The sequence below is a fragment of the Methanosaeta sp. UBA356 genome (genome assembly GCF_002496465.1).
Taxonomy (GTDB): Archaea; Halobacteriota; Methanosarcinia; order Methanotrichales; family Methanotrichaceae; genus Methanothrix; species Methanothrix soehngenii.
The window spans coordinates 1-23,602 of record NZ_DAKC01000137.1; the positions used below are offsets into that span (position 1 = coordinate 1).

General features: G+C 50.3%; 18 protein-coding genes. 10 read left to right on the forward strand and 8 right to left on the reverse strand.

The genetic code is table 11. The annotated features are described in order from the left end of the window. Positions 1-758: 758 nt before the first annotated feature. Positions 759-1,082, reverse strand: a complete 324-nt coding sequence (locus BP727_RS13245; RefSeq protein ID WP_048132461.1) for a carboxymuconolactone decarboxylase family protein — start codon at positions 1,080-1,082, stop codon at positions 759-761. Between the two features lie 280 nt (positions 1,083-1,362). Continuing rightward, entirely contained in the window at positions 1,363-3,096 is a 1,734-nt protein-coding gene (locus BP727_RS13250) for a chloride channel protein (protein ID WP_273278534.1), read from the reverse strand. Between the two features lie 182 nt (positions 3,097-3,278). Between BP727_RS13250 and BP727_RS13255 the strand changes: the two genes are divergently transcribed. After that, complete coding sequence (locus BP727_RS13255; protein WP_286859309.1) at positions 3,279-4,988, forward strand: ExeM/NucH family extracellular endonuclease; 1,710 nt, start codon at positions 3,279-3,281, stop codon at positions 4,986-4,988. On the opposite strand, the gene BP727_RS13260 is transcribed toward BP727_RS13255, so the two are convergent. After that, the gene (locus BP727_RS13260; RefSeq protein WP_286859310.1) at positions 4,980-5,936 is read right to left on the reverse strand and encodes a nucleotidyltransferase domain-containing protein; all 957 of its coding nucleotides are present in this window, start codon (positions 5,934-5,936) and stop codon (positions 4,980-4,982) included. The genes BP727_RS13255 and BP727_RS13260 overlap by 9 nt on opposite strands. A gap of 231 nt (positions 5,937-6,167) precedes the next feature. On the opposite strand from BP727_RS13260, the gene BP727_RS13265 reads away from it, so the two are divergent. Together BP727_RS13265 and BP727_RS13270 are read left to right on the forward strand one after the other, a co-directional pair. Beyond that, positions 6,168-6,353, forward strand: coding sequence for a hypothetical protein (locus BP727_RS13265; RefSeq protein WP_048132469.1), 186 nt, complete (start codon positions 6,168-6,170; stop codon positions 6,351-6,353). A 91-nt stretch (positions 6,354-6,444) separates the two neighbouring features. Continuing rightward, on the forward strand, positions 6,445-13,284 hold the full coding sequence (locus tag BP727_RS13270) for an immunoglobulin domain-containing protein (protein ID WP_286859312.1): 6,840 nt from the start codon (positions 6,445-6,447) through the stop codon (positions 13,282-13,284). A gap of 344 nt (positions 13,285-13,628) precedes the next feature. Here BP727_RS13270 and BP727_RS13275 read toward each other — a convergent pair whose 3' ends face one another. Then, on the reverse strand, positions 13,629-14,207 hold the full coding sequence (locus BP727_RS13275; protein WP_013720312.1) for a pyruvate kinase alpha/beta domain-containing protein: 579 nt from the start codon (positions 14,205-14,207) through the stop codon (positions 13,629-13,631). Between the two features lie 91 nt (positions 14,208-14,298). On the opposite strand from BP727_RS13275, the gene BP727_RS13280 reads away from it, so the two are divergent. The 4 genes from BP727_RS13280 to BP727_RS13295 all read left to right on the forward strand — a co-directional run bounded on the left by BP727_RS13280 (position 14,299) and on the right by BP727_RS13295 (position 16,382). Next, positions 14,299-14,445, forward strand: a complete 147-nt coding sequence (locus tag BP727_RS13280) for a hypothetical protein (protein WP_157863819.1) — start codon at positions 14,299-14,301, stop codon at positions 14,443-14,445. Then, positions 14,402-14,914: a nitroreductase family protein gene (locus tag BP727_RS13285; protein WP_013720313.1), complete on the forward strand. Its 513-nt coding sequence runs from the start codon at positions 14,402-14,404 to the stop codon at positions 14,912-14,914. The genes BP727_RS13280 and BP727_RS13285 overlap by 44 nt, the downstream gene beginning before the upstream one ends. 175 nt (positions 14,915-15,089) lie before the next feature. Continuing rightward, the gene (locus tag BP727_RS13290) at positions 15,090-15,668 is read left to right on the forward strand and encodes a DUF937 domain-containing protein (protein WP_013720314.1); all 579 of its coding nucleotides are present in this window, start codon (positions 15,090-15,092) and stop codon (positions 15,666-15,668) included. A gap of 390 nt (positions 15,669-16,058) precedes the next feature. Continuing rightward, the gene (locus tag BP727_RS13295) at positions 16,059-16,382 is read left to right on the forward strand and encodes a hypothetical protein (protein WP_013720315.1); all 324 of its coding nucleotides are present in this window, start codon (positions 16,059-16,061) and stop codon (positions 16,380-16,382) included. Positions 16,383-16,456: 74 nt separating this feature from the next. On the opposite strand, the gene BP727_RS13300 is transcribed toward BP727_RS13295, so the two are convergent. Beyond that, entirely contained in the window at positions 16,457-16,897 is a 441-nt protein-coding gene (locus BP727_RS13300; protein WP_273271408.1) for an SRPBCC family protein, read from the reverse strand. An 88-nt stretch (positions 16,898-16,985) separates the two neighbouring features. Here BP727_RS13300 and BP727_RS13305 point away from each other — a divergent pair, with 88 nt between their 5' ends. Further along, complete coding sequence (locus BP727_RS13305) at positions 16,986-17,951, forward strand: alpha/beta hydrolase (protein WP_276620957.1); 966 nt, start codon at positions 16,986-16,988, stop codon at positions 17,949-17,951. 48 nt (positions 17,952-17,999) lie between these two features. On the opposite strand, the gene BP727_RS13310 is transcribed toward BP727_RS13305, so the two are convergent. The 3 genes from BP727_RS13310 to BP727_RS13320 all read right to left on the reverse strand — a co-directional run bounded on the left by BP727_RS13310 (position 18,000) and on the right by BP727_RS13320 (position 21,882). Further along, complete coding sequence (locus tag BP727_RS13310; protein WP_013720319.1) at positions 18,000-18,803, reverse strand: 4Fe-4S binding protein; 804 nt, start codon at positions 18,801-18,803, stop codon at positions 18,000-18,002. 167 nt (positions 18,804-18,970) lie between these two features. After that, on the reverse strand, positions 18,971-20,893 hold the full coding sequence (locus BP727_RS13315) for a GNAT family N-acetyltransferase (RefSeq protein WP_013720320.1): 1,923 nt from the start codon (positions 20,891-20,893) through the stop codon (positions 18,971-18,973). Between the two features lie 416 nt (positions 20,894-21,309). Continuing rightward, positions 21,310-21,882 (reverse strand): 5' nucleotidase, NT5C type, encoded by a 573-nt coding sequence (locus BP727_RS13320; protein ID WP_013720321.1) that lies wholly within the window; start codon positions 21,880-21,882, stop codon positions 21,310-21,312. A 355-nt stretch (positions 21,883-22,237) separates the two neighbouring features. Between BP727_RS13320 and BP727_RS13325 the strand changes: the two genes are divergently transcribed. Beyond that, on the forward strand, positions 22,238-22,444 hold the full coding sequence (locus tag BP727_RS13325) for a hypothetical protein (protein ID WP_286859324.1): 207 nt from the start codon (positions 22,238-22,240) through the stop codon (positions 22,442-22,444). Then, positions 22,434-23,426 (forward strand): RNA-guided endonuclease InsQ/TnpB family protein, encoded by a 993-nt coding sequence (locus BP727_RS13330; RefSeq protein WP_286859321.1) that lies wholly within the window; start codon positions 22,434-22,436, stop codon positions 23,424-23,426. The genes BP727_RS13325 and BP727_RS13330 overlap by 11 nt, the downstream gene beginning before the upstream one ends. The last annotated feature ends 176 nt before the right edge of the window (positions 23,427-23,602 follow it).

The following is a 23,602-nucleotide window of genomic DNA, read 5'->3' on the forward strand; positions in this document are numbered from 1 at the left end:
CGTAAAAGCTATTTACTATAAATGCTAAAATGGATTCATGGCTCATGATATCGCAGTAATTAACGGAATAAATATTTGCACCAAATGTGGTCGAACCTCTAACTGGCCCATTAATCCCTGCAAGGAGGATAAGCCCCATAAGATAATTGCAGGAACTAGCGGACCGATATGTTCGCGTTGTGGTCGAACCTCTAACTGGCCCATTAATCCTTGTAAGTAGCAGAATTTTATGTGTCGCGTCTCGCCATTTCTATGCTTGGTCGAGGCGAGCTGTCACTTCCGTTCAGATACGCATACGGCGGCTTGCTGGCAGAGCCTATAGCGGACAGCGATAGCTCCTCCTGAGATAAGTGTCGCTGGCAGAGCATGACAAATCATGTGCGGTTTTCATGCCTGCTAGCACAGCGGTGAGGAGGTCTCTTTTCTGGCTGACCTGGCAGACGTATCTCTTTGCAGTGTTTCTATACTCTCATAGAAGAGAGGATCCTCTTTAAGACGGTCATCCCCGCTCCCCAGAACGAGAGAACCGCGCGGTTTTGGAGATTTTGAGAGAACGAAGAAGGCCGAGGAGAAGGAACTGGCCCGAGATCGAGGCTCTGAAGGCACCCATGAACCCGCCCTTAAAGTCCTATGAGGGTAACGTTTTTTCGTTTGCTGCACCTAGCCACCAGGAGGCTGAGAATGCGGCGCATGATCACGGAGGATAGAATCGCCTTTTTCTTATAAGATTGAGAAAAACAACAAAAAATTGAAAAGGTTTATTTCTCCATCACTTCGCCCAATATCTTCATGCCTTTCGTGAAGGGCGGCATTCCCGACGTGAGGAGAACGACCCTCAGTACATCCACTATCTCATCCTTGGTTACGCCAAACTCCTTTATGGCGCTTATCATCTGCTTCTTTGTAGCCCTTTCGTCGGAAGCAGCTGCATTGATCCCCATGGCGATGAGCTTCTGGGTCCTATAATCCAGGACCTTGCCGGTGTAAGCTGCCTCGTTCAGGGCTACTATGGCCTCATACAGATCCGGATAATCTCTCTTTACCATGGCCATGCCTTCGCCGAAGAATACCTGTTCTTTCATGCAATTCACCAATTAATTTACTACCTGCCTGAAGTTATAGATTGCTGTTAAGAGGATGTCTCTTTGCAGCCGTTGACCTTCAGACTCGCTTGGTCGAGAAAATGCAAGTCAGTTGCATGTACCATGTACCCCGCTAAGTCGAACTTGGATTGGGCAACAGCGTAGTAGTCGCGGACTGCGTCGAATTCAAGCCTGTGGAGAACTCGAAGGTGCTCGATGAAGCAGGAAGCCCCTGCCCCTTCAGGGACAAGGGAAGAAGTCGCCGCACTTTTTGTCCATTCTACTTTAAAGCCTCGTCCTGGCTTCTTTTCATCTCCCTCTCATAAGCCCTGATCACATCCGAGCGGGTGATGATGCCAATCAGCTTCTGCGCATTGTCTTTTTCCACCACTGCCAGCCTTCCAACGTCATTTTCATACATGAGATCCATGGCCATCTTGGCCGACTGGTGGGGATTAATGGTGATAGGAGCCCTGACCGCCACCTCCTTTACTGTCATCTTCTCCTGCTCATGCGGGGGAATTCTCCTGATATCATCAAAGGTTATCATCCCCACCAGACGGCCTTCATCCACCACGGGGAAACCAGTATAGTTGTAACGGTAGATGCCATCTCTCACCTCCGAGATCCTGCAGAGAGGGCTGACGGCGATCACCTCTTTGTGCATCGCCTCCCCCACCGATACTTCGGAGAGCACCGGCTGGGGAAGATCGAGATAAATGCCCTTTCTCATCAGCTTGATAGTGTAAATGGACCCACCCTTCAACAGAATGCGAGCCACGGTATAGCTGGTGATGCAACAAATAATCAGAGACGGCAAGCCACCATAGTTGCCGGTCATCTCCGTGATCATGAATATACAGGTGAGAGGCGCCCCGGCTGTCCCGGCGAAAAGAGCCCCCATGCCCAGGAGCCCGTAGTCCAGGGGATTGGCAATCTGATCGGGCGCCAGGATCTCAGCCAGCATGCCCGCCGCCAGGCCGAACATGGTTCCAATGTAGAGCGTGGGCGCAAACACCCCGCCGCTCCCTCCGGATCCGACGGTGGAGGATGTTGCCAGCATCTTCAGCAAGCCCAAAGCTAGGAGCAGAAGAAGCAGATCGGTGGCTGGCGCTCTCGCTGCCAGCATGAAGACGTTATTGATGCCCTCATAGCCCACTCCCATTATGCCGAACTCGAAGAAGAATATGCCGCATACTCCTGCTGTTAGCCCGCCAACTGCCGGCTTCAGAATGTCAGGTAGAGGCAGATCCTGGAATCGGTCCTCAAAGAAGTAGTAGCCTTTCACCCAGAGGAAGGAGAGAAATCCAAACAGGGGCCCGATGAAAAAGCAGAGAACCATATCGAAGGTGGTAAAGTAAAAGTTGGGATTCACGAACTCCGGCACGGGGTCGATCAACTCCGTTGCTACCGCTTTTCCCACCACCGCCGCCAGCAGAATGGGTACCGCATCAAGTGATGTGAACTTCTTGCTGATCACCTCCATGCTGAATATCGCCCCGCCCATGGGTGCATTGAAGGTGGCGGCAATCCCCGAGGCTACGCCGCAGCAGGTGAGCACCTTCAAATCGCGTGCAGACAGCCTTATGGCTTTGCCGATGGCCGAGCCTGCTGAGGCTCCAATCAGGGCAATGGGCCCCTCCCGCCCGGCGCTCCCACCGCTGCCCAGGGTTATTGCGGAGGTGAAGATGAGAACCAGACCGGCTCGCTTTCTGATGTCGCCGGTAAACCTCTGCAGAGCGATCATGATATGAGATATGCCGTCGCCCTTCGCCTCCGGCGCCAGCTTGTAGATCAGAGGTCCGACGATGAGGCCGCCAAGGACCGGCAGCAGAACGACGAAGTAGCTATTCGGCAGGAGAGGGAGGAGAAAGCCGAAGAAGAAATCGTGGCTAAGCTCCACCAGCTTTCGGAAGGCCACTGCCCCCAGGCCCCCGCTTATCCCTACCACAATGGAGAGAAGGTCCAGGTAGATCCATCGCAGATCTTCTGTGAGCTTCAGATGGATATTCATCCACTCGCCATAGGCTAACACATATTCAGATGGTGATAAAAAAGCTTTTCTTTTGGAGGTGACTACTCCGAACTTAAGGAAGGCTTGATCAGAGGGATGGAATGGATTTGAATTTATCGATTATCTTCGTTCTTTTGGCTGCGAGCGCTGCAATCTCGACTGCTGCTCCGGGCGGAGAATCAATGATTGCTGATCTGACCATGATTCATGCCATCCAGGGAGATGGACAGTCAAGCCCATTTCAGGGGATGAAAGTCTCGATAGAGGCTATTGTTACCGCTGATTTCCAGGGAACAGATAAGCTGGAAGGATTCTTTGTCCAGGAAGAGGACAGCGATATAGATGACAATATTGAGACCTCAGAGGGCATCTATATCTATGATCCTGGACGGCTGGGAGTGAAAGAGAATGTCACCAGAGGTGATCTGGTCATAGCCAGGGGGCATATCGAAGAGTTCCATGGCCTGACCCAGATGAATTTAAAGGAGATAAAAAAGAAAAAGGCTGGCAAAAATGAGACTAAGAGCACTTTGACCGCCCACCAGCTCATCCTGCCGCTAAAGGAGGATTCGCTGGAAAGATACGAGGGAATGCTCTTGATGCTCCCTCAAGATCTGGTCATCACCGATATTGAGAATTTCTCCGCATATGGGGAACTGGCCATATCTCCCCAATCCCGGCTGCCTGTTCCCACCAACGTTGCCAAGCCCGGAGCCCCAGCCGCGCAGGTCCAGGAATTGAACAGTCGCAGCATGATCATCCTTGATGACGGCAGCAGCCGAAGATTCCCCGAGTCTTATCCATTTCCAAGAACCATTCGCTGTGCAGACACCATCCAGGGAATTATGGGGATAATGAGCTATGGCTACGGAAATTATAGATTGGAACCTTTGAATATCTCTAAAATCATAATATCCAATCCCCGGCCGATGAATCCTGAACCAGTGGGCGGCAGATTAAGGATTGCCAGCCTGAATCTGGAAAACTACTTTAACGGCAATGGAGCAGGCCGTGGTTTTCCCAGTGCAAGAGGAGCCAGATCGAATGGCGAGTTCGAGCTGCAGAGAGCTAAGATCATTCAGGCTATCACTGATATGAAGGCGGATGTGATCGGTCTCATCGAGATAGAGAATGATGGCTATGGAAACCTGAGCGCCATTCATGATCTATGTGACGGGCTGAATGCTCGTGAAGATGGGATTGGGTTGGAGAATTATTCATTTGTAGACCCGGGATCACCAAAGCTAGGCGATGACCTCATATCAGTGGGATTGATCTACAACAGAACAACGATCAGACCCATAGGCAAGGCAGCGACGACATCCATGGGCGCTTTCTCATCGGGCAACCGCCAGCCTCTGGCCCAGACCTTCGAGGAGATCAGCACTCTTGAGCGGCTTACAGTCGTGGTCGTTCATCTGAAATCCAAGAATCCGCCAGGAGGGGATGAGGTGGCGAATGGAGACAATAGGGATTGTGGAGATGGTCAAGGATACTGGAATGGTGACCGCACAAGGGCCGCAAATGAGCTGATAGATTGGTTGTCTTCCGATCCTACTGGAAGCCATGATCCCGACTATCTGATCCTGGGGGATATGAACTCGTACAGAAACGAGGATCCCATCATGGCCTTGAAGAGGGCCGGATATGTTAACCAGATTTCCTCTCTGCTCGCCTCTAATTCTTACTCATATGTGTTTCAGGGCAGATGGGGGGAGCTGGATCATATCCTGGCAAGCCCAAGCCTGACCGGACAGGTAACTGGAGCGAGCATCTGGCATATAAATTCCGATGAATCCCCTGACTTCGGCTACAGTGGCATTTGGAATAGCTCAGACAAATATCGCTGCTCGGATCACGATCCATTGATCGCAGGAATCAGTCTAACCTGAGCCCTGGGCTCTCAGGATCAAAGCGGCATTGGTCTGCCAGATGGCCCCAAAAGCGACCAGACAGAATCTCAATGCCTCCCATCTGCTCCCGCGAAAGCCATGCCGCTTGATGGCAGCTGCATTCCTCAAAAGCTCCAGCTTCTGCTCGCTTGATAGACCTAGGTTCTTCTCTAAAAGAAAGCGCAACCGGTCGAAGACAGCATTCTCGAATTGCGATGCTTCGGCAAAGCTTCTCATCTTCTCCTGAGGGGGAGGAATCATGCTTTTCTGGTAGATGTTCACCGACTCCACCTCATAGAAGAGCGCCTTGACTGCATAGCCTGTTGCCTTCTGAGGAAGGATCAAGGCGAGGACAAAAGAGGCAAGAGCAATGCTTTGAGGCACCATTATAGCTTTCAGTCTTTCCCAGCAGGTGAAGCGCGGATTTATCTCCGGGCGAATGTCCCGGCCGAAGAGAATCTTGCCCTCATATTTCATTTTGTACAGCAAAGTGAGCTGGCTGGCGACGAGAACAGCACCCGGCAAAAGGTCTGGCCTCTTGATCAATCCTTCACTCCAATCGATATCATTCGGTCCAAATACCTCAAAAGGCTTGTAGAGCCTGACATGCTTTTCCAGAAACTTGATCGATCCTTCCAGGATGCTTTCACTCACGCCGGTTGATAGAACCTTCTCAAACTGCGTGCCATGCTTTTCATTCAGTCGCCAGAAGAGAGATTCAGCAAACCTTTCCACCCTGCGGACAGCAGCATCGCTCTTTGTCTGAATGATGAGATCTACATCGCTCTTTCCCAGGATGAACTCGCCTCTGGCTGCACTTCCGAAGAGAAGGATAAAATCCATATCATCCCCCATCGATCCCACAAGGCCAGAGACGAACTCCTCCAGGAATAATTCAGCTCTCTGCTGATCCGCTGTCTTCAGGTTATTTGTCATCTTTTCACTCATTATTATTTATCTTAATTTGTTCTTCAGGGAAAAAAGCCTTGTCATATCAGCTAAATTGGTCCATTATCGCTCGGGCATTTCAGAAATTTCATTTAAAAATAGAAATGTTATTTAAAAAATTTCAGTAGCTCAATCCAGTGAAATGAGTGCGATTTTCCTGTTTCCATGCCCGCTACCTTCCGTAAAATAACAAATATATATTAAATAAGCCTAAAGCTATTTATACGATCAATGAGAAAATATGCTAAAAAATATGTAAATCTCTGCTGTGTCAAAGACCAGGATCCTCCGGAGCCAAAGAGTCCTGAGTCTCATATGATTAAGTGCTGCATGATAACGGGCTGGATGATCAAGGGCTGGAAGATTTGGGGCGGGATAATTGAGGGCATTGGGGATAATTCATATGAAAAATTATAGCTGCAATAAATGGTTGATTTTGGTGATATTTTTGGCCGCGTTAACGATTCTGTGCTGTCAGAGTGCTTATTGCAGCCAACCCTGTATCGCGATGGATTTGAATGCATCCTTTGGGGGATCCTTTGACGACGAGCTATATTCCATTCAGCGAACCAGCGATGCGGGGTATATAGCCACTGGCAGAACAAAGTCATATGGCGATAACAATTATGATTTATTTTTGATAAAAGCCGATAAAAGCGGAAATATTTTATGGCAAAAAAATTATGGCGGGGCCAGAGAGGATGAGGGATATTCAGTAGAAGAGACCGCTGATGGTGGCTATATTGTAGCCGGAAGAACCAGATCCTATGGCAGCGGAATGTACGATGTTTGGCTGATGAAGGTAGATCCGTCCGGAGAGAAGATATGGGATAAAGCCTTCGGAGGAGCACTGGATGATGAAGCAAGCAGCATAAAACAGACTATTGATGGCGGATTTATCATCGCGGGCAATACAAAATCCTTTGGCAGCGGAATGTATGACGTCTGGTTGCTCAAGATCGACCAGTTCGGTGGCAAAATCTGGGATAAGACCATTGGCGGATCCCGAGATGATATGGGGGATTCGATCCAGGAGACTCGTGATGGAGGATTCGTCGTCGCCGGCACAACCGGCTCCTGGGGAAATGGCGATTCTGATGCCCTGCTGATTAAAATTGATTCGAATGGGAATGAGCAATGGAAAAAGACATTCGGTGGGCCCAGAAGCGAGCGGAATCCCTGGAGCAGAGGGTGGTCGGTCCAGCAGACTGCTGATGGCGGCTTTGCCATGCTCGGCTCCACCAACTCCGTTGGCTCTGGGGGATATGATATCTGGTTTATCAAGACCGATGCCAATGGAGATAAAATTGCAGATAAGGTTTATGGCGGAGCATACGATGAGGAAGGAGGCTCCCTGGTCAAGACAAGAGAAGGACACCATATTCTCATAGGTTCGACAAGATCCTTTGGCTCCGGGGGCTTTGATGCCTGGCTGATCATGACCGATCAGAATGGCGAAAGGATATGGGATCAGACATTTGGCAGCAAACTGGATGATAAGGGCTATTCAGTCATTCAAACGGATGATGGCAGCTCTGTCTTTGCCGGAAAGACAACGCCCTATATCGCTCAGACTACAAGAAGAAAAAGCGCATGCTACGGCGATTGTCAGCAACAAGAGCCAGCTACCTATTATGATGGCTGGCTGGTCGCTATCAGATCAGCTCATCCGATGATCGAGATCCAGCCTGCTGACTATTCAGCCTGCGAAGACCAGGAAGCAAGATTCAATGTGGTCGCTGCCGGAAATGGGCCGATATCATACCAGTGGTCGAAGAATGGATCCCAAATCGCTGGGGCTACAACAGACTCATACATAATTCCAGCCGCCAAGTTGGCAGATGCTGGAAGCTACCGGGTGAGGGTGAGCAATGCTTGCGGTTCTATCGAATCGAACCCTGCAGTTCTGACCGTCAGCTCAAAACCGGTGGTGGAGATTGAGCCGCTTGATGAGATTGCCTGCGAAGGATCGGAGGTTTTATTGAATGCGCAGGCATCTGGAACCGAGCCTCTGAACTACCAATGGAAGAAGAACGGAGAGAATATCACAGGAGCCAATACAAACCGCTATCTGATCTCCAGCATCCTGCCGACTGATGAAGGCGATTACAGTCTGGCAGTGAGCAATATATGCGGTATGGCAGAATCCGGAGCGGTTCACATATCTGTGAGATCCAGGCCAAAAATTCTGGTGCAGCCAATCAGCCAAACCGTCTGCACCGGCTCGCCGGTCTCCTTTGAGGTCCAGGTTGCCGGCAATGAGTCATATACCTATCAATGGCAGAAGGATGGCCTGAACATTACCGCAGCCAATGCCGCCGTTTTAAGCATATCAGCGGCCAATAGTACGGACCAGGGCAATTACAGTGTAATCATAGGCAGTGACCTATGCGGCTGGACTCAATCCGATAAGGCTAAATTGAGCATTAGATCAATGCCGATGATCACAGGACTGCATTTGCCTGCCAGCAAAAAGATATGTGAGGGATCGGATATAGCTCTTGTAGCCGATGTGACCGGCAGCGATCCCATCACAATTCAGTGGATGAAAGACGGATTGCAGATTCCTGGTGCAAACCTTGACTCTTTTGTCATCAAGAATGCGACCCGCAATGATTCCGGCAGCTATAGCCTGATCGTCAGCAACGACTGCGGCCAGATTGAATCAATTGCGTCCTATCTAAATATCGCAACCAGACCAGAGATTCTTGTCCAGCCTGCCAACCTGAGGGTATGCCAGGGTGCGGCAGCAACGTTCTCTGTTCAAGCCAAGAGCAGTGAGCCATTAAGCTATCAGTGGTTCAAAGACGGTATCAAGATAGATGGTGCTACGTCAGAATACTACACCATCCCTCAAACTAACCTTAGCGATATGGGAAGCTACTCGGTGCAGGTGGCAAATAACTGCAGCCAGGTCGAATCAGAGGCCGCTGGTTTGGATATAATTACCATGCCAAAGATTCTACTGCAGCCGGCAAACCTGAAGATATGCCAGGGCGCTGCAGCAAAATTCGAGGTTCAAGCAGAAAGCAGCGAGCCATTGAGCTATCAGTGGCTCAAAGATGGAGTGAATATCCCCGCTGCTACGTCTGATACGTACGCCATCCCTGCCTCTAACCTAAACGATACGGGAAGCTACTCAGTGCAGATAACAAATAACTGCAGCCAGATCGAATCAGAGGCAGCTGATCTGGATATCATCGCCAGGCCGAAGATTCTTCTGCATCCGGCCAACCTTAAGATATGCCAGGGTGCAAAAGCAAAATTCGAGGTTCAAATAGAAAGCACTGAGCCACTGAAGTATCAATGGCTAAAAGATGGAATCGAGATTCCGGGGGCAACAGATGATAGGTACACAATCGATCTAGCTGATATTGCCGATATGGGAAGCTATTCCGTTCTGGTGGCAAATAGCTGTAGTCAGATCGAGTCGGAGGCTGCCAGTCTGGATATCATCGCTATGCCTGATATCCTGGCCCAACCGACCAGCCAGAATGTATGCCAGGGGACGAGGGCAGCATTCTCTGTTCAGGCAGAGAGCAGTGAGCCATTGAGCTATCAGTGGCTCAAAGAAGGAATCAAGATAGAAGGTGCAACATCTGAATCCTACACCATCCCTCAAACTAGCCTCAGCGATACAGGAAGCTACTCAGTCCAGGTGAGCAATAATTGCAGCCGGATTGAATCGGAGGCTGCTGTTCTGGATATCATCGCTATGCCTGATATCCTGGCCCAACCGACCAGCCAGAAGGTATGCCAGGGGACGGCTGCAACTTTCTCTGTTCAGGCCAGGAGCAGTGAGCCATTGAGCTATCAGTGGCTCAAAGATGGAGTGAATATACAAGGTGCTGCGTCTGATACGTACACTATCCCTGCCTCTAACCTAAACGATACGGGAAGCTACTCGGTCCAGTTGAGGAATAATTGCAGCCAGATTGAATCAGAGGCAGCTGATCTGGATATTATAGTCATGCCTCAGATCCTGTCCCAACCGACCAGCCAGAAGGTATGCCAGGGGACGAGGGCAGCATTCTCTGTTCAGGCCAAGAGCAGTGAGCCATTGAGCTATCAGTGGTTTAAAGACGGGATCAAGATAGATGGTGCAACATCTGAATCCTACGCCATCCCAGCCGCTAGCCTCAGCGATACGGGAAGCTACTCAGTCCAGGTAAGCAATAACTGCAGCCAGATCAAATCGGAGGCTGCCAGTCTGAATATAATTGCTATTCCTGAGATTCTGATACAGCCGGTCGGCCAGAGGGGGTGTGAGGGGGCTACAACAACATTTTCCGTTCAGGCAGAGAGCAGTGAGCCATTGAGCTATCAGTGGTTCAAAGACGGTATCAAGATAGATGGTGCTACGTCAGAATACTACACCATCCCTCAAACTAACCTTAGTGATATGGGAAGCTACTCAGTCCAGGTAAGCAATAACTGTAGCCAGATCGAATCGGAGGCTGCCAATCTGGATATCATCGCCAGGCCGAAGATTCTACTGCAGCCGGCAAACCTGAAGATATGCCAGGGCGCTGCAGCAAAATTCGAGGTTCAAGCAGAAAGCAGCGAGCCATTGAGCTATCAGTGGCTCAAAGATGGAGCGAATATCCCCGGTGCTACGTCTGATACGTACACTATTCCTGCCGCTAAACTAAACGATACGGGAAGCTACTCGGTGCAGGTAGCAAACAATTGCAGCCAGATCGAATCAGAGGTCTCCAGTCTGGATATCATCGCCAGGCCGAAGATTCTTCTGCAGCCGGCAAACCTTATGATATGCCAGGGTGCTGCTGCAACATTCCATGTGGAAGCATCAAGCTACGAGCCAATTGAGTACCAATGGCTAAAAGATGGAATCGAGATTCCGGGGGCAACAGATGATAGGTACACAATCGATCTAGCTGATATTGCCGATGTGGGAAGCTATTCCGTTCTGGTGGCAAATAACTGCAGCCAGGTCGAGTCGGAGGCTGCCAGTCTGGATATCATCGCTATGCCTGATATCCTGGCTCAACCGACTAGCCAGAGTATATGCCAGGGGACGATGGTAACATTCGCTGTTCAGGCCAAGAGCAGTGAGCCGTTGAGATACCAGTGGCTTAAAGATGGAGTGAATATCCCCGGCGCTGCGTCTGATACATACACCATCCCTGCCGCTAACCTCAGCGATATGGGAAGCTACTCGGTCCAGGTAAGCAACAATTGCAGTCAGATCGAATCGGAGGCTGCTGTTCTGGATATCATCGCTATGCCTGATATCCTGGCCCAACCGACCGGCCAGAAGGTATGCCAGGGAACGGCTGCAACGTTCTCCGTTCAGGCCAAGAGCAGTGAGCCATTGAGCTATCAGTGGCTCAGAGATGGAGCGAATATCCCCGATGCTACATCTGAATCCTACACCATCCTTGCCGCTAACCTCAGCGATACGGGAAGCTACTCAGTGCTGGTGGCAAATAAATGCAACCAGATTGAATCAGAGGCAGTCCGCCTGGATGTAATTTCATCACCGGATATTCTTGTGCAGCCAAAAAGCCTGGAGACGTGCGAAGGTGCGGCAGCAACATTCGGCGTAAAGGCAAGCGGTGGCGAACCGCTGGAATACCAATGGTATAAGGACGGTACAGAAATAGAAGGAGCAACATCGAATTCTTATTCGATTCCAGTGGCTAGCCCCAGCGATAGGGGAAGCTACTGGGTACAGGTGAGAAATAGCTGCAGCCAGATCGGATCCAATGCAGCAATCCTGGATATCGTAGCCAAGCCGGAGATTCTTGTGCCGCCGACCAGCCAGAAGATATGCCAGGGAAGCGCAGTGACTTTCACCGTCCAAGTGGAGAGCAGCAAGCCTTTGAGCTATCAATGGTTTAAGGATGGAATAAAGATTCCTGGAGCCACCCAGGATGTTTACACGATTGCTCGGGCCGTTCTCAACGATACTGGAAGCTACTGGGTGCAGGCGGCAAACAACTGCAGCCAGATCAAATCCGGTGCTGCTGTTTTGGAGATAGTTGCATTGCCCGAGATTCATCTGCCGCCGGCCAGCCAGAAGGTGTGTGAGGGGGCGGCAGCAACGTTCTTTGTTCAGGCAGAGAGCAGCGAGGCATTGAGCTATCAATGGTTCAAAGATGGAATCGAGATCTATGAAGCCACGGCGGATGCTTATACTATTCCAAGAACCGGCAAATTTGATATGGGCAACTACATGGTACAGGTGAGAAATAGCTGCGGCTCGGTCGAATCAAAGGCCGCTTACCTGGAGATGGTCTCAATGCCAAAGATCCTTGTTCCGCCCAAGGGCCAGAGGGTATGCCAGGGAGATGCAGCGACATTCTCTGTGCAGGCAAGCAGCAGCGAGCCATTATCCTATCAATGGTTCAAAGACGGAAAGATGATCCAGGGAGCAACTGCTGATACCTACACCATCCCAGCCGCAACCTTTGGCGATACAGCGAGCTACTCAGTGCAGATAAGAGACAGGTGTAATCTGATTGAATCGGAGGCAGCAAATCTGCAGACAATTGGGGTGCCAGCCATCTCCCTCCAGCCGGCCAGCCAGATCGTATGCCAGGGAACGCCTGTGACTTTCAATGTTCGGGCAATAAGCGATGATCCTCTGAGCTACCAGTGGTTCAAGGACGGAGTGGAGATCCCAGGAGCCATAGCTGAGGTTTATACCATTCAAAAGGCCATCACAGGCGATAAAGGAAGCTACTATGTGCAGGCAAGAAACAGCTGCGGCCAGATCGAATCAGAGACTGCAAATCTGGATATAATCGCATTGCCTGAGATTTTGGTCCAGCCAACCAGCCAGAAGGTCTGCGAAGGATCGACGGCGACGTTCACTGTGTTGGCAAAGAGTGCTCAGCCTCTGACCTATCAATGGATAAAAGGCGGCAGGATCATTCCAGGGGCCAACTCTGAGGAGCTCACCATATTCGATGCGAATATGGAGGATATGGGTGAATACAGAGTTGCTATATCCAATGGATGCGGATTCATCGATTCAAATGCTGTGAGCCTGATAGTAGAAAGGCCGCCTGGGGATGTGGAAATTGAACCCGATTGCCTGATTGCCGACGCCGGTGAGACTGTGGCGTTCATAATGAAGGGCACCGCTGTTGGGGCAAATTCCTATCAATGGGAGAAGAATGGAGAGATAATTCCAGGAGAGGTATCACCCTCATTGATAATCCTTAATCCGAGACCATCTGATTCCGGCGGCTACAGACTGACAGTAAGCAATGGCTGCGGCTCGAATAAATCAAAAATGTCAGTGTTGAGGGTGGTGGAGGATTCAACAAAGGTTGATCCATGTTTAAATCCGCTGTCAGCATGCTGCAATTCGAGCTGAGGACGCTCGGGGATGCGCCCGAATGTGGCTGAACCCCTCTGAGAAACTGGGGGGCTCTATCACAGCCAAGCGCTTATAGTATCCCTGCACGTGCTCCCTTTTCCCTTTTTCATTCCTTTTTCTGGGCTCCTCGCTATGTAGTATGGGTGAACTTGAATCGGAAATTCTCTGTATCCTTTTGCATCTGGGGTGAACAGCGATCCTGACCCAACCACAGAGGCGCAGAGGAACAGAGACCAAAACCGCGGCCGGGCCTGACCCACATAATTCAGCGAAAAGCCCTTTTCCTGCACCTGCATTGTCTCCTTTCCTCTCCCTCAATCTCGTCCTCGAGCTTCTTCTTCTCACCTTCCCTTCAGCTCGTCTATATTCAAGGGATTGAGAGGCTTGCAGATGATCTCATTAACCCTTAGCCTTTTCAGATGCTGGCTGGAGGCGGCCTGCATCACCAGTGCGGTATCCGATCCTGAGGCGGTCCCCGCTATTGCTATTACCTTCTCTCCCGAGACCAGGAGGCCGGCATCTGTGGCCATGAGCACTATCTCGAAGCAGACCTTTACCCCCTGGCAGAAGCATCGCAGGAGGTTAGCCATTGTGGTAGCGCTGTTTGAGCCGTAGAGCCCGTCGGTATGAAAGAGCATCGTCCCAAAATGAACCTCATGCCCCTCTCTGCGCAGCTCTCTCGTCAGCGGCTCAGGAAAGGCATTCTGCTCCCGATGAAAATCCCACTGATGGGGCACTACTATCAGCTTGATACCATCCCGGCTGAAAAAGTCTTTCGCCTTCACCGCAGTAGATCCAGTGGTGGAAGCCAGGACTAGCTTCCTGATGTTCAGGCTGCTTGATCTCTCCTGCACCAGCCGAAATGTCTCTAGGGTATTTTCCGATCCTCCCTCATCAAAATAGACTATCTTCTTATCCATTGAGCTTGTCACCTCTCCATCTTCAATCGACCGCATCTGATATCTTTTCTTCGGCTTTGAAAAGAGAGCATAAGCCCGGAGAAGACGAAAGATGAAAGATGGAGATGAAATCTGGAAGATAAAAGATGAAAGACGGAAGATAAACGATTTATGTCCGGGGGACGAAAGATTTCAGCAGACAGTGGAGGACGATTATGCTAGATATATTGAGAGACCGGCGGAGCATCAGGAAATATAAGGATGTGAAGATCGATGAACAAATCATTGATCAGCTCAAGGAGGCTGCTTTGCGCTCACCAAGCTCCAGGGGTATCAATCCCTGGCGGCTTTTGTTCATCACCGATAAGGATATGCTGGAGGTGCTGTCCCGCGCCAAACAAAGCGGCTCCGGCTTCCTGAAGGGAGCCAGTCTGGGTGTGGTGGTCATAGCCAGGGATGAGGAATCGGACGTCTGGATTGAGGACTGCTCCATCGCTTCCATCATCCTGCAGCTGACTGGCCAGAGCCTGGGGCTGGGATCATGCTGGATCCAGATCCGAAACCGGATGCATAATGATGGCCAAACCTCTGAGGATTATATCCGAAAGGCCCTCGATCTGCCGGAGGGATCGAAGGTGGAATGCATGATCGCCTTTGGCTACCCTGATGAGATAAAGGAGCCCCATCCCAAGAGCGAGTTGGAGTACGGGAAGATACTGGAATCATAGGAAGGAGTGGTTGGGAAAAGGGCATGAGGATGGTCCTAACTCATCAATCTTTTTTATTCTGACAATTATTAACTCTGGTTAGAACTACTGAATGTCCAGAGAAAGGAGTTAATACTCATTAGAGCATATATGCTTAGCAAGTACATAGCTCAACTGTTCATTAGGAGATGAATTAATGGATTCAGTGGTTAATATGGCAATGGAACAGCTTATGGCGGGAGATAATCTCTCTATATTAAGCAGCAAAGTTGGTGCAGACGAACAATCCACCAAATCCGCCCTGGAGATGGGCCTGCCCCTATTATTGGGAGCCATGAGCAGCAAAGCCTCCAGCAATGATGGGGCGAACGCTATCTTGAGCGGTCTTGCCGATTCAGCCAAGGGCAACTCAATGCAGGACATGGCCAAATACTTTGGCAGCAGCAGCTCATCCTTTGGACCGGGCATGCTCAATTCCATATTGGGGAGCAGCATGATTCCCATTCAGCAATCGATCGCTAAAAAGACTGGACTGCCTCAGGAGGTCGTCGGCCAGCTGCTTACTATGGCTCTGCCTCTGATTCTGGGATATTTGACAAAAAGCTCCCCAGAAAAGGAGATGAAACCGGATGATCTCTCAAAGCTGCTTGATGAGCAATCGAAGATGGCACTCACCTCGTCGCCAGAGGCTGAAGCAATGATGAAGGATATCCTATCCGCACAGGACAGCGGCAGTGGATTTATGGGGATGATCAAGAAGCTGTTTAAATCTTAGCTATATATCTCCCGAGTGGGGAAGGCTGCTCCTGCGGCAGCAGCCATGCAGATGAGCGAAAATAGCCACAAATTTTTGATAGGATTCAGGTTCTGGTGGTCTGCATGAGGCTGGATAGCTGCAGGACTGTTTTGCCAGTGAAGCCAAATATGTTCAGGGGCAGCCTTTCCTCCCCGCAATGCTGATTTGGAGACTGCTCCCCGGCTGCAGAAATGTCCAGAATTCATATCGATGCAAAAATTGATATGTTGGTGAACATAGAAAGAAAGAGGAAGGAATAAGCTGATAGATGAGGGCGACTGCAGCATCTAAAAAAAAGCCGTTGGTCGAATCCTCCTATCAAGAATATCATTGGAGAGTCTTGGTATAACGCCATAGGAGGTTATATTTATGAAGATGTATATAATTTCTGTATTGATTCTTTTAGCGATAGCATGCAGCAGCCAGTCAACGGATACAGTGAACATCAGCAGAGATTCTGGCATGGCAATACTGGCCAATCTGACAGAAGGCTCTTCCAGCCCCTCTGCGGTCCAGGAGAGCATGCTGCAAAACCTGACAAACCAAACAAACCAGACAAATCAGACTGGCGACGCCCGACTGTTAGCGAATGATGACTTGTGGAGCTGGGGCAAGATTCCCATTGGCTATGAGGTAAGCGATAACGGAACTCTGATCAACCTGGCCGAGCAGGAATGGGCTCCAAGCATCTAAAGGGCATACTGACAAGACTCTTTAATTTTTTAGCCAGCCGCACTCCAGGCCATATGATGATGCAAAAGCTTGCCTCATAAAGATCTTCTCTCCGCTTCCCTCTTGAGATATAAGAGCGTCTGCTGGATCGACCTTGAGAGCATCCTTTTCATTGTGCCGCGCAGAATGCTTGGCAGGAGACCTTCCCAGGACTCCTCCGACCTGACGAGCGCTTTTTCTCCTCTCTTCTCGATCTGCCAGAGATGAACCGCCTTAATTCCAGTGGTCGTGCCAGTCCAGACCAGATGGTGGGGCCTTTCCATCTGCAAGACTGTTGAGCGGATGGTCAATTGGCCAGCCTTCCAGCTGAACCTCGTGCCGACAGCCAGATCGCCCTCTATAAAGGCGGCCTTGACATCCGGATTCCAGTCCGGCCAGCTGTCGACGGCGACGATGATATCCCAGATGGTCTCTGGCGAGGCCTCGACCTCAACCTCTCGAGAGGCTATTACGGGAGCTAATTCATTTATCTTCATTTCCGGATTTCTCCAGGATCACTCATCTCCTCATACTCAATAGGTTTATTGATCTCAAGATCCTTTTCGCCAGCTTTTTCTAGGTCTGGTGAAGAGCAGATACGAGAAAATGGCAAGCTACAAGGCAGGAGCAGGACTTCTAATTGCCGCTTTGGCTATTGCTCTATTCATTGGATGGATGGGCCTTCCCGGCAGCATTCCAGCAACCAAGCTCAATAGCCTGGACTGGAAGGTGGAAGAAGATGGCAGGCTGGATTATCTGATCTCAATGCCCGAGTTCAATCTGAGCGAGGAGACGGTTGAAGGCAATAGCTCCTTGATTACAGTTCGGTATGCCAGCCGGGGAGCGGAGATGGCGGGACTTTTGAGACTTTCGAGATTTAGCAAGACCGTCAGCGATGATGCGAACAAAAAGGACAGTATTCCCGGAATAGTTCTCCTGCCCGGAGCCACAGTGACCAAAGAGCGGGAGCAGGGTTTGGCCAAGCGCCTGGCCGACCTGGGATATGCCACAATCACCTTGGACCAGAGAAACCTGGGGGCGATTGATGTTAATGCGGATCTTGCGCTTTTTATAGATGGAAGAGAGCCTGTGGAGCATATGATGGTCTATGATGCCCTGTCTGCAGCCGAAGTTCTGCGCTCTGTGCCCGAGATCGACCCGGAGAGGATCATTTATGCTGGAGAGAGCAATGGTGCTCGAACTGCCATCATCGCCTGCGCCCTGGATGAAAGATCTAAGGGCGTTCTGGCCTTAAGCACCTGCGGTTATGGTACCGATGCCGTCGTTGCCCAGTTGGGCATCGAGGATGAGGATATAATTCGCTTCTATCGATCCATCGATCCTGATACCTATCTACCTCTGATCGCACCCCGGCCATTGGCTATGATCCACTCCAGAAACGATACGGTGATTCTCTATCCTCTGGCGGTGAAAACTTATGCTCTCGCTTCTCAGCCCAAGAGCCTGATCTCTGTGGACTGCACAGTGCATGGCTACTGCCAGGAGATGGATGAGGGGATCGAAAAAGGGCTGAAAGGAATGGTTTCATGATCTAATATGCATCATGCACATATCATGATCTGAGCCCTCGAACTTCCCTCATATCCCTCCGTAGTTTTGCGCATGCTCCCAGGCCCTGTGGCCCTCCGGGAAGCGATCCGGCCGGGAATAAATCGATATATCCTCCCGGCGAAACAGCCGCCGATCCAGACCCACCGGGCAGACTTTGATGCAGATTCCGCAAGGGGATATGCCCTTCTGGTTCAGCTCATTGCTATGCTCGGCACAGCTCTTCTTATTGGTCAGACCCTGGGGGTAATCCCTCTCATCCAGTGCATTGACCGGACACATCTTGACGCAGCGCATGCATTCAGAGCAGAGCTTCTCATCTCTAATTGGGTCCGATGGAAGAACTGCGGAGGTGAAGACAGAGCCGAAGCGCACCCGGGGACCATAATCTGGCGTCAGGAGCATATTGTTCACACCGAAGCTTCCCAGGCCTGCCAGAAAGGCAGCATGGCGGTGGGAGAAGATTGCCACCGGATTTTTCAGCAGCGCCCGGATTCCGATGTATCCATCCCTGGGAACGAAGACGGAAGGATGGCCCAATTGGGTGAGATAGCTGGCCAGGCGGTAGGTATACTGGTCGAGAAGGGAGTTGACTGTGCTGTACAGCTCCCGGTAATAGACAGAGGGCGACGTTTCCAGAACTGGCAGGCTGATTGGTAGGCCGATGACTATCACCGACCGGGCTTCGGGGTATATAGACTGAGGATAGAACTCCTCCGGCATCCAAGGCTGAAATGGGGGTTCTTTCCATCGATCCACGCTGGCCACTCCCACCAGGGGTATCTCCAACTTTTCGCACCATTTCTGGATAGCGGCTTTCAGCTCATTGCTCATGAAAGGATCATATGCCGCTCAAAGGATAAAAGGATCACCAGGGATTATCGGCGGCTTGAAGATCCCTTCAGATATCCCTGGCACCCCCTCTTTCATCGCTATTTTATAATTATTTTATCATTATTCTATAGCTGCAGCATTTGAGGAACGGAGTGCAATGCTCTTTCTCATATCACATCCTCTCGGTTCTGCTCCTTGGACTTGCGGAAGAGCATCTTCATCTCATATACCCCTTCTTCTCTTCTTTTTTCCGTATAGAATCCCATCTTCTCAAATAAGCTCACCATGGCCTTGTTCTCCACCAGTGTGTCCGCGGTAAAGCCCAAGAGGCCATGCCTCCTGGCGATGTATGTCAGATAAGAGAGAAGCTCTTTGCCCACCCCCATTCCATGATACTCGTCCTTTACTACTATTGCTACCTCTGCCAGGTACTTGTCTGGGTTCAGCTCGTACTGGCCAAGAGCAATAATGGTCTCTCTTTCTCTCTCCTTCTCCTTGATCACCGCTAAGATCTCCATCTTCCGGCTCCAGTCTACAACAACGAAGTCCTGCAGCCTCTTATGAGGCATATCCTTCCGGGCAGAGAAGAACCTCATGTACATGCTGTCCTCTGATAGATCGTAGAAGAAGTCTTTAAGCATGGTCTCATCGGTTATCTTCACCGGCCGGAGGAATATCTCCAGCCCCTTCTTGGTGGTCCTGTATGTCTCCAGCTCCTCGGGATACATTCCCTTCTCGCCAGGGATGAAGACCTGATCTTTGTAGATCAGAGATCTCTTCCGGGCGGCTTCGATCAGCCAGGGGCGGAATTTGGGATGGGCGATGGCGATAAGGTCCATGGCCCTCTCCCGGATGTTCTTGCCGTGCAAATAGGCGATTCCGTATTCAGTCACCATATAATGCACGTCTCCCCTGGTTAAGGTGATCCCGGCTCCCTCCTGCAGGACGGGAACGATGCGGGAGACGCTGTCGTTCAGTGCAGTGGAGGGGAAGGCGAGAATGGTCTTCCCTCCGGGGCTGAGGACCGCTCCCCGCATGAAGTCCGCCTGACCGCCGGTGCCGCTGTAGAAGGTCCCTCCCAGAGATTCTGCTGTTGCCTGGCCGGTCAGGTCTACCTCCATGGCGCTGTTGATGGCGGTCATCATCCTGTTCCGGGAGATTATGAGGGGATTGTTGGTGTAGTCGATCCTCTTGAACTCGATCGATGGGTTCTCGTCCAGGAAATCGTAGGTATCCCGGCTTCCCATGCAGAATGAGGCGATGGTCTTTCCTGGATTGTGGATCTTCTTCTGATTGGTGACCACTCCCTTTTTCATCAGCTCGACGATGCCATCGGATAAGAGTTCCGTATGCACTCCCAGGTCCTTTTTGTTCTCGAGGCTGTGCACCACCTCGTCCGGTATCAGGCCGTATCCCACCTGAATGGTCGAGCCATCCTCTATGATACGAGCGACGTATTTTCCGATCCTCTGCACGATGTCGTTGGGAGCCTTAACCGAATACTCGAGGAGAGGCTCGTCATGGGGAAGGATAAAATCGATATCTTTGATATGAATGAAGCCATCTCCATGTGTTCTAGGCATGTTTTCGTTCACCTGGGCCACGACGACCTCTGCCTTTTCCAGGGCAGCCTTGACCACGTCCACGCTTATGCCCAGGCTAAGGTAGCCGTGCTTATCCGGAAGAGAGGTCTGGACTAGGGCTATATCCACCGGAACCATCTCTGAGCGGAAGAGATCGGGAACGGATGAGAGGAAGATTGGGGTATAATCCGCTGCACCACGGTTGACCGGATTTCTGGTGCTGTCTCCCACGAAGAAGGAGTCAAGCCTGAAGTTATCCTGGAACTTTTCATCGGTATATGGAGCCACGCCAAGCGTCCAGATGTGGATCAGTTCCGCATCGAAGAACGCTTTGGGATTATTGTTGACGTAGTTGACCAGCTCAGCCACCAGGAATTGAGGCTCGCCGCAACCGGTCCCTATGAAGATCCTATCTCCTGCATGGATGTGGCTGAATATGACCTCTGGGGGCAGGAACTTCTCAGGATATGTCTTCTTGAACTCTTCCAGGATCTTTTTGTCTTTCATTGCCCGTCTCTCCTCATTTGCGTCTTATGTCAATTCCTCTCGGTTCATTCCTGTTTGGATCTTCTTCTTCTTCCATAATCAGCCTATCGCTCTGAAAAGAGAAGATTATGAAGGTCAGCTGTGGTCAGATGTCATTCGCTCTTTGCACATTATTATATTATCAATGGAGAATCTATCTTAAAAGGGGAATAGATTGATATAGAAATGGTCAGCATTTAACAATAATCGGGTTTAATTGAGGAGATCGACAATGATCAACCTATTCAAGAAGAATGCTGGAGGAGAGGCAAGAAAGGATAAGAAGAAAGAAAAGCAGGAGGAGAGGCGACAGAAAGCGCAGGCCAGGGGACAGAAGCCCATAAGATAACCATTTTTCGGCTTAACTATAAAAGATCGATCTCACCAGTAGCGAGAATTCACTGGCGTGAGCGGTCAATGGTTTCCACCGCCTTCACAACGCTCTCCCATTCCGGGCAGTATGAGACCTGGCTGCGATAATCCTCAATTCCAGTGCCGTTCAGGCTCCATGGGTGCTGAAATAGAATTCCATGCCTATCGGGATCGCTCTTCACGAACTCCACTATATTGATGTCCAGATCATCGATAAGCACATCTGATGGCACATTATGCTTGGTCCCCGTTCTGGCCCAGTAGTAGCCCTTCAGGGAAGGAAAATGGGCGCTCAGCCATCGGCGGGTAGCCTCTTCGGTATGCGGCCTCCTGGCGGTCACCACGAAGACATCATGGTGGCTGAGCTTCTTTATCGCCTTTTGCGAGCCATGGATAATTGGCACTTGCATCACATATTCCGGATCCGAAAGCAATCTAGATATCTCCTCCCAGACCTCCCTTCCCTCGAAGGTCCAGTGCGCACGATCGACATCGCTCTTGGAATATATGAGGCCGTATTCCCTCTCGATCTCCCTCAGAACAGCAGCCACCTGATCTGCGAGCACCCCGTCGATGTCCACAGCGATCTTTAATGTCATTTTTTGCGGAAACCTCGTTTATTTGAGTTGGTGAATATCGATATGCAACCACTGTCCTGCTCAACTGCTCCATTCAACTGCATTATCCTATTGCTGATCCTCAACTGCCTCATTCAGCGGGTCTATTAATGCATTTAATCAGGGCACCCATATAAAGGTTTCAACCTGCGCCGGATGCACTGGTGAGGCAACGATCCTATTGTGCACCTGACTATGGGCAGTTCAGTGGTCAATGCCATGCGTACGATTCAACTCGCAGCAGCGCGGAGTTTTCATCGTTTACGGTGGGGAGGAGCGCGTACAAATATCTTCACCCAGGATAACTATATGTAGCATTAAGTGAATATACCAAATCATGCAGCTCACAAAGACCATTATCCTGAAGCTAGATGCACCGGATAATGACCTAGCAGAGCTGCTAGGAGCATTCTCCCAAGGCATGAATTATGCCTCGCAAATCGTGTTTGACATCGGCAAGCCTGTTGGAAGTGGACTTATCCAAAAAGCCACTTACAAGCATCTACGGAACAATCTTAACCCTGAAATCTCAGATGGCTTGTAATGTAGCTCGCCAGGTTTCGGGAGCTTACAAAACACTTCAGAGTCAGATCGACAAAAGAGAATCAGAATGGCAATTCCTCGATTTCGATCCAACCTCGGCTACATTCTCGTTCGAACGCGATTTTGGCTTATCCGGAGACACTTTGAGCATAACTACATTAGCGGGGCGCAGGAGATATAAGATCTTGAATTACCAGTATGCTCAGAGATACTTAGACGGGTCCTGGAAATACCTGGCATCCAAGCTTTGTTTGCACAAAAACGGAGCTTACTTTTTCCATTTGGCCTGTGCGAAGGATATTCCAGACAAGAATATAGTTGATGCATCCACTTTCATGGGTGTTGATGTCGGTATTAATTGTCTGGCGGTTGCATCTACCACGGACAAGCAATGCAAGTTCTTTGCAGGTGGTGAAATCAAGAACCACCGAAACATCCGATCCAAGGAACGCCAGAGATTGCAGAAGGCAGGCGGTCGATATTTGGGCACTCGATCTTCTATGAGAACTCTTAGAAAAATAGCAGGCCGAGAGACACGGTTTATGACTGCCGTCAACCATAAGGTATCCAAGGATCTCATAGAATTTGCTGTAGATAACGGCGTTTCGGCAATCGGCATGGAAGATTTGACGGGCATCAGGAAGAGAACGGAAAACAAAGTCTCCACAGAATTCAGGTACGAGCATAGCAGTTGGGCATTCAGGCAACTACAGGCTTTTGTGGAATACAAAGCCAAAGAGACCGGGATAGCTATAATTTACGTAAATCCTGAATATACTTCCCAAACTTGCCCCAGATGTAACCACATCAGCCGAAATAACCGCTGCGGCGTAGCCTTCAGGTGCGAAAAATGCGGTTACGAAACCCATGCCGACAGAGCTGGTGCTATGAACATAGAGCACCGAACACGAGACTTGAGGTATATCCTGGAGTCTCAGGGCGGTAATGTCAGCCCGCCAGACGCGACACGACTTTTTGCGTAGTCGCAAGCCGCGCCCTTCAGGACGCGGTAGTTGACTTGATCAAGATGGTTAGGTAAATAAATGATCAAGATGATCAGCCATGCACCATCACTGACAGAATGGCAAAAATGCATAGCCAGCAAAACACTGCAATAACGGCCAGGCTCAATTGATGCCTAAACTCCGCCCTTTTTAAT

Bases quoted from the DNA above. Each gene is read 5' to 3' on its own strand.
- BP727_RS13245 (WP_048132461.1), bottom strand. From the start codon at position 1,082: ATGAAAGAACAGGTATTCTTCGGCGAAGGCATGGCCATGGTAAAGAGA.
- BP727_RS13250 (WP_273278534.1), bottom strand. From the start codon at position 3,096: ATGAATATCCATCTGAAGCTCACAGAAGATCTGCGATGGATCTACCTG.
- BP727_RS13255 (WP_286859309.1), top strand. From the start codon at position 3,279: ATGATTGCTGATCTGACCATGATTCATGCCATCCAGGGAGATGGACAG.
- BP727_RS13260 (WP_286859310.1), bottom strand. From the start codon at position 5,936: ATGAGTGAAAAGATGACAAATAACCTGAAGACAGCGGATCAGCAGAGA.
- BP727_RS13265 (WP_048132469.1), top strand. From the start codon at position 6,168: ATGAGAAAATATGCTAAAAAATATGTAAATCTCTGCTGTGTCAAAGAC.
- BP727_RS13270 (WP_286859312.1), top strand. From the start codon at position 6,445: ATGGATTTGAATGCATCCTTTGGGGGATCCTTTGACGACGAGCTATAT.
- BP727_RS13275 (WP_013720312.1), bottom strand. From the start codon at position 14,207: ATGGATAAGAAGATAGTCTATTTTGATGAGGGAGGATCGGAAAATACC.
- BP727_RS13280 (WP_157863819.1), top strand. From the start codon at position 14,299: ATGAAAGATGGAGATGAAATCTGGAAGATAAAAGATGAAAGACGGAAG.
- BP727_RS13285 (WP_013720313.1), top strand. From the start codon at position 14,402: ATGCTAGATATATTGAGAGACCGGCGGAGCATCAGGAAATATAAGGAT.
- BP727_RS13290 (WP_013720314.1), top strand. From the start codon at position 15,090: ATGGATTCAGTGGTTAATATGGCAATGGAACAGCTTATGGCGGGAGAT.
- BP727_RS13295 (WP_013720315.1), top strand. From the start codon at position 16,059: ATGAAGATGTATATAATTTCTGTATTGATTCTTTTAGCGATAGCATGC.
- BP727_RS13300 (WP_273271408.1), bottom strand. From the start codon at position 16,897: ATGAAGATAAATGAATTAGCTCCCGTAATAGCCTCTCGAGAGGTTGAG.
- BP727_RS13310 (WP_013720319.1), bottom strand. From the start codon at position 18,803: ATGAGCAATGAGCTGAAAGCCGCTATCCAGAAATGGTGCGAAAAGTTG.
- BP727_RS13315 (WP_013720320.1), bottom strand. From the start codon at position 20,893: ATGAAAGACAAAAAGATCCTGGAAGAGTTCAAGAAGACATATCCTGAG.
- BP727_RS13320 (WP_013720321.1), bottom strand. From the start codon at position 21,882: ATGACATTAAAGATCGCTGTGGACATCGACGGGGTGCTCGCAGATCAG.
- BP727_RS13325 (WP_286859324.1), top strand. From the start codon at position 22,238: ATGCAGCTCACAAAGACCATTATCCTGAAGCTAGATGCACCGGATAAT.
- BP727_RS13330 (WP_286859321.1), top strand. From the start codon at position 22,434: ATGGCTTGTAATGTAGCTCGCCAGGTTTCGGGAGCTTACAAAACACTT.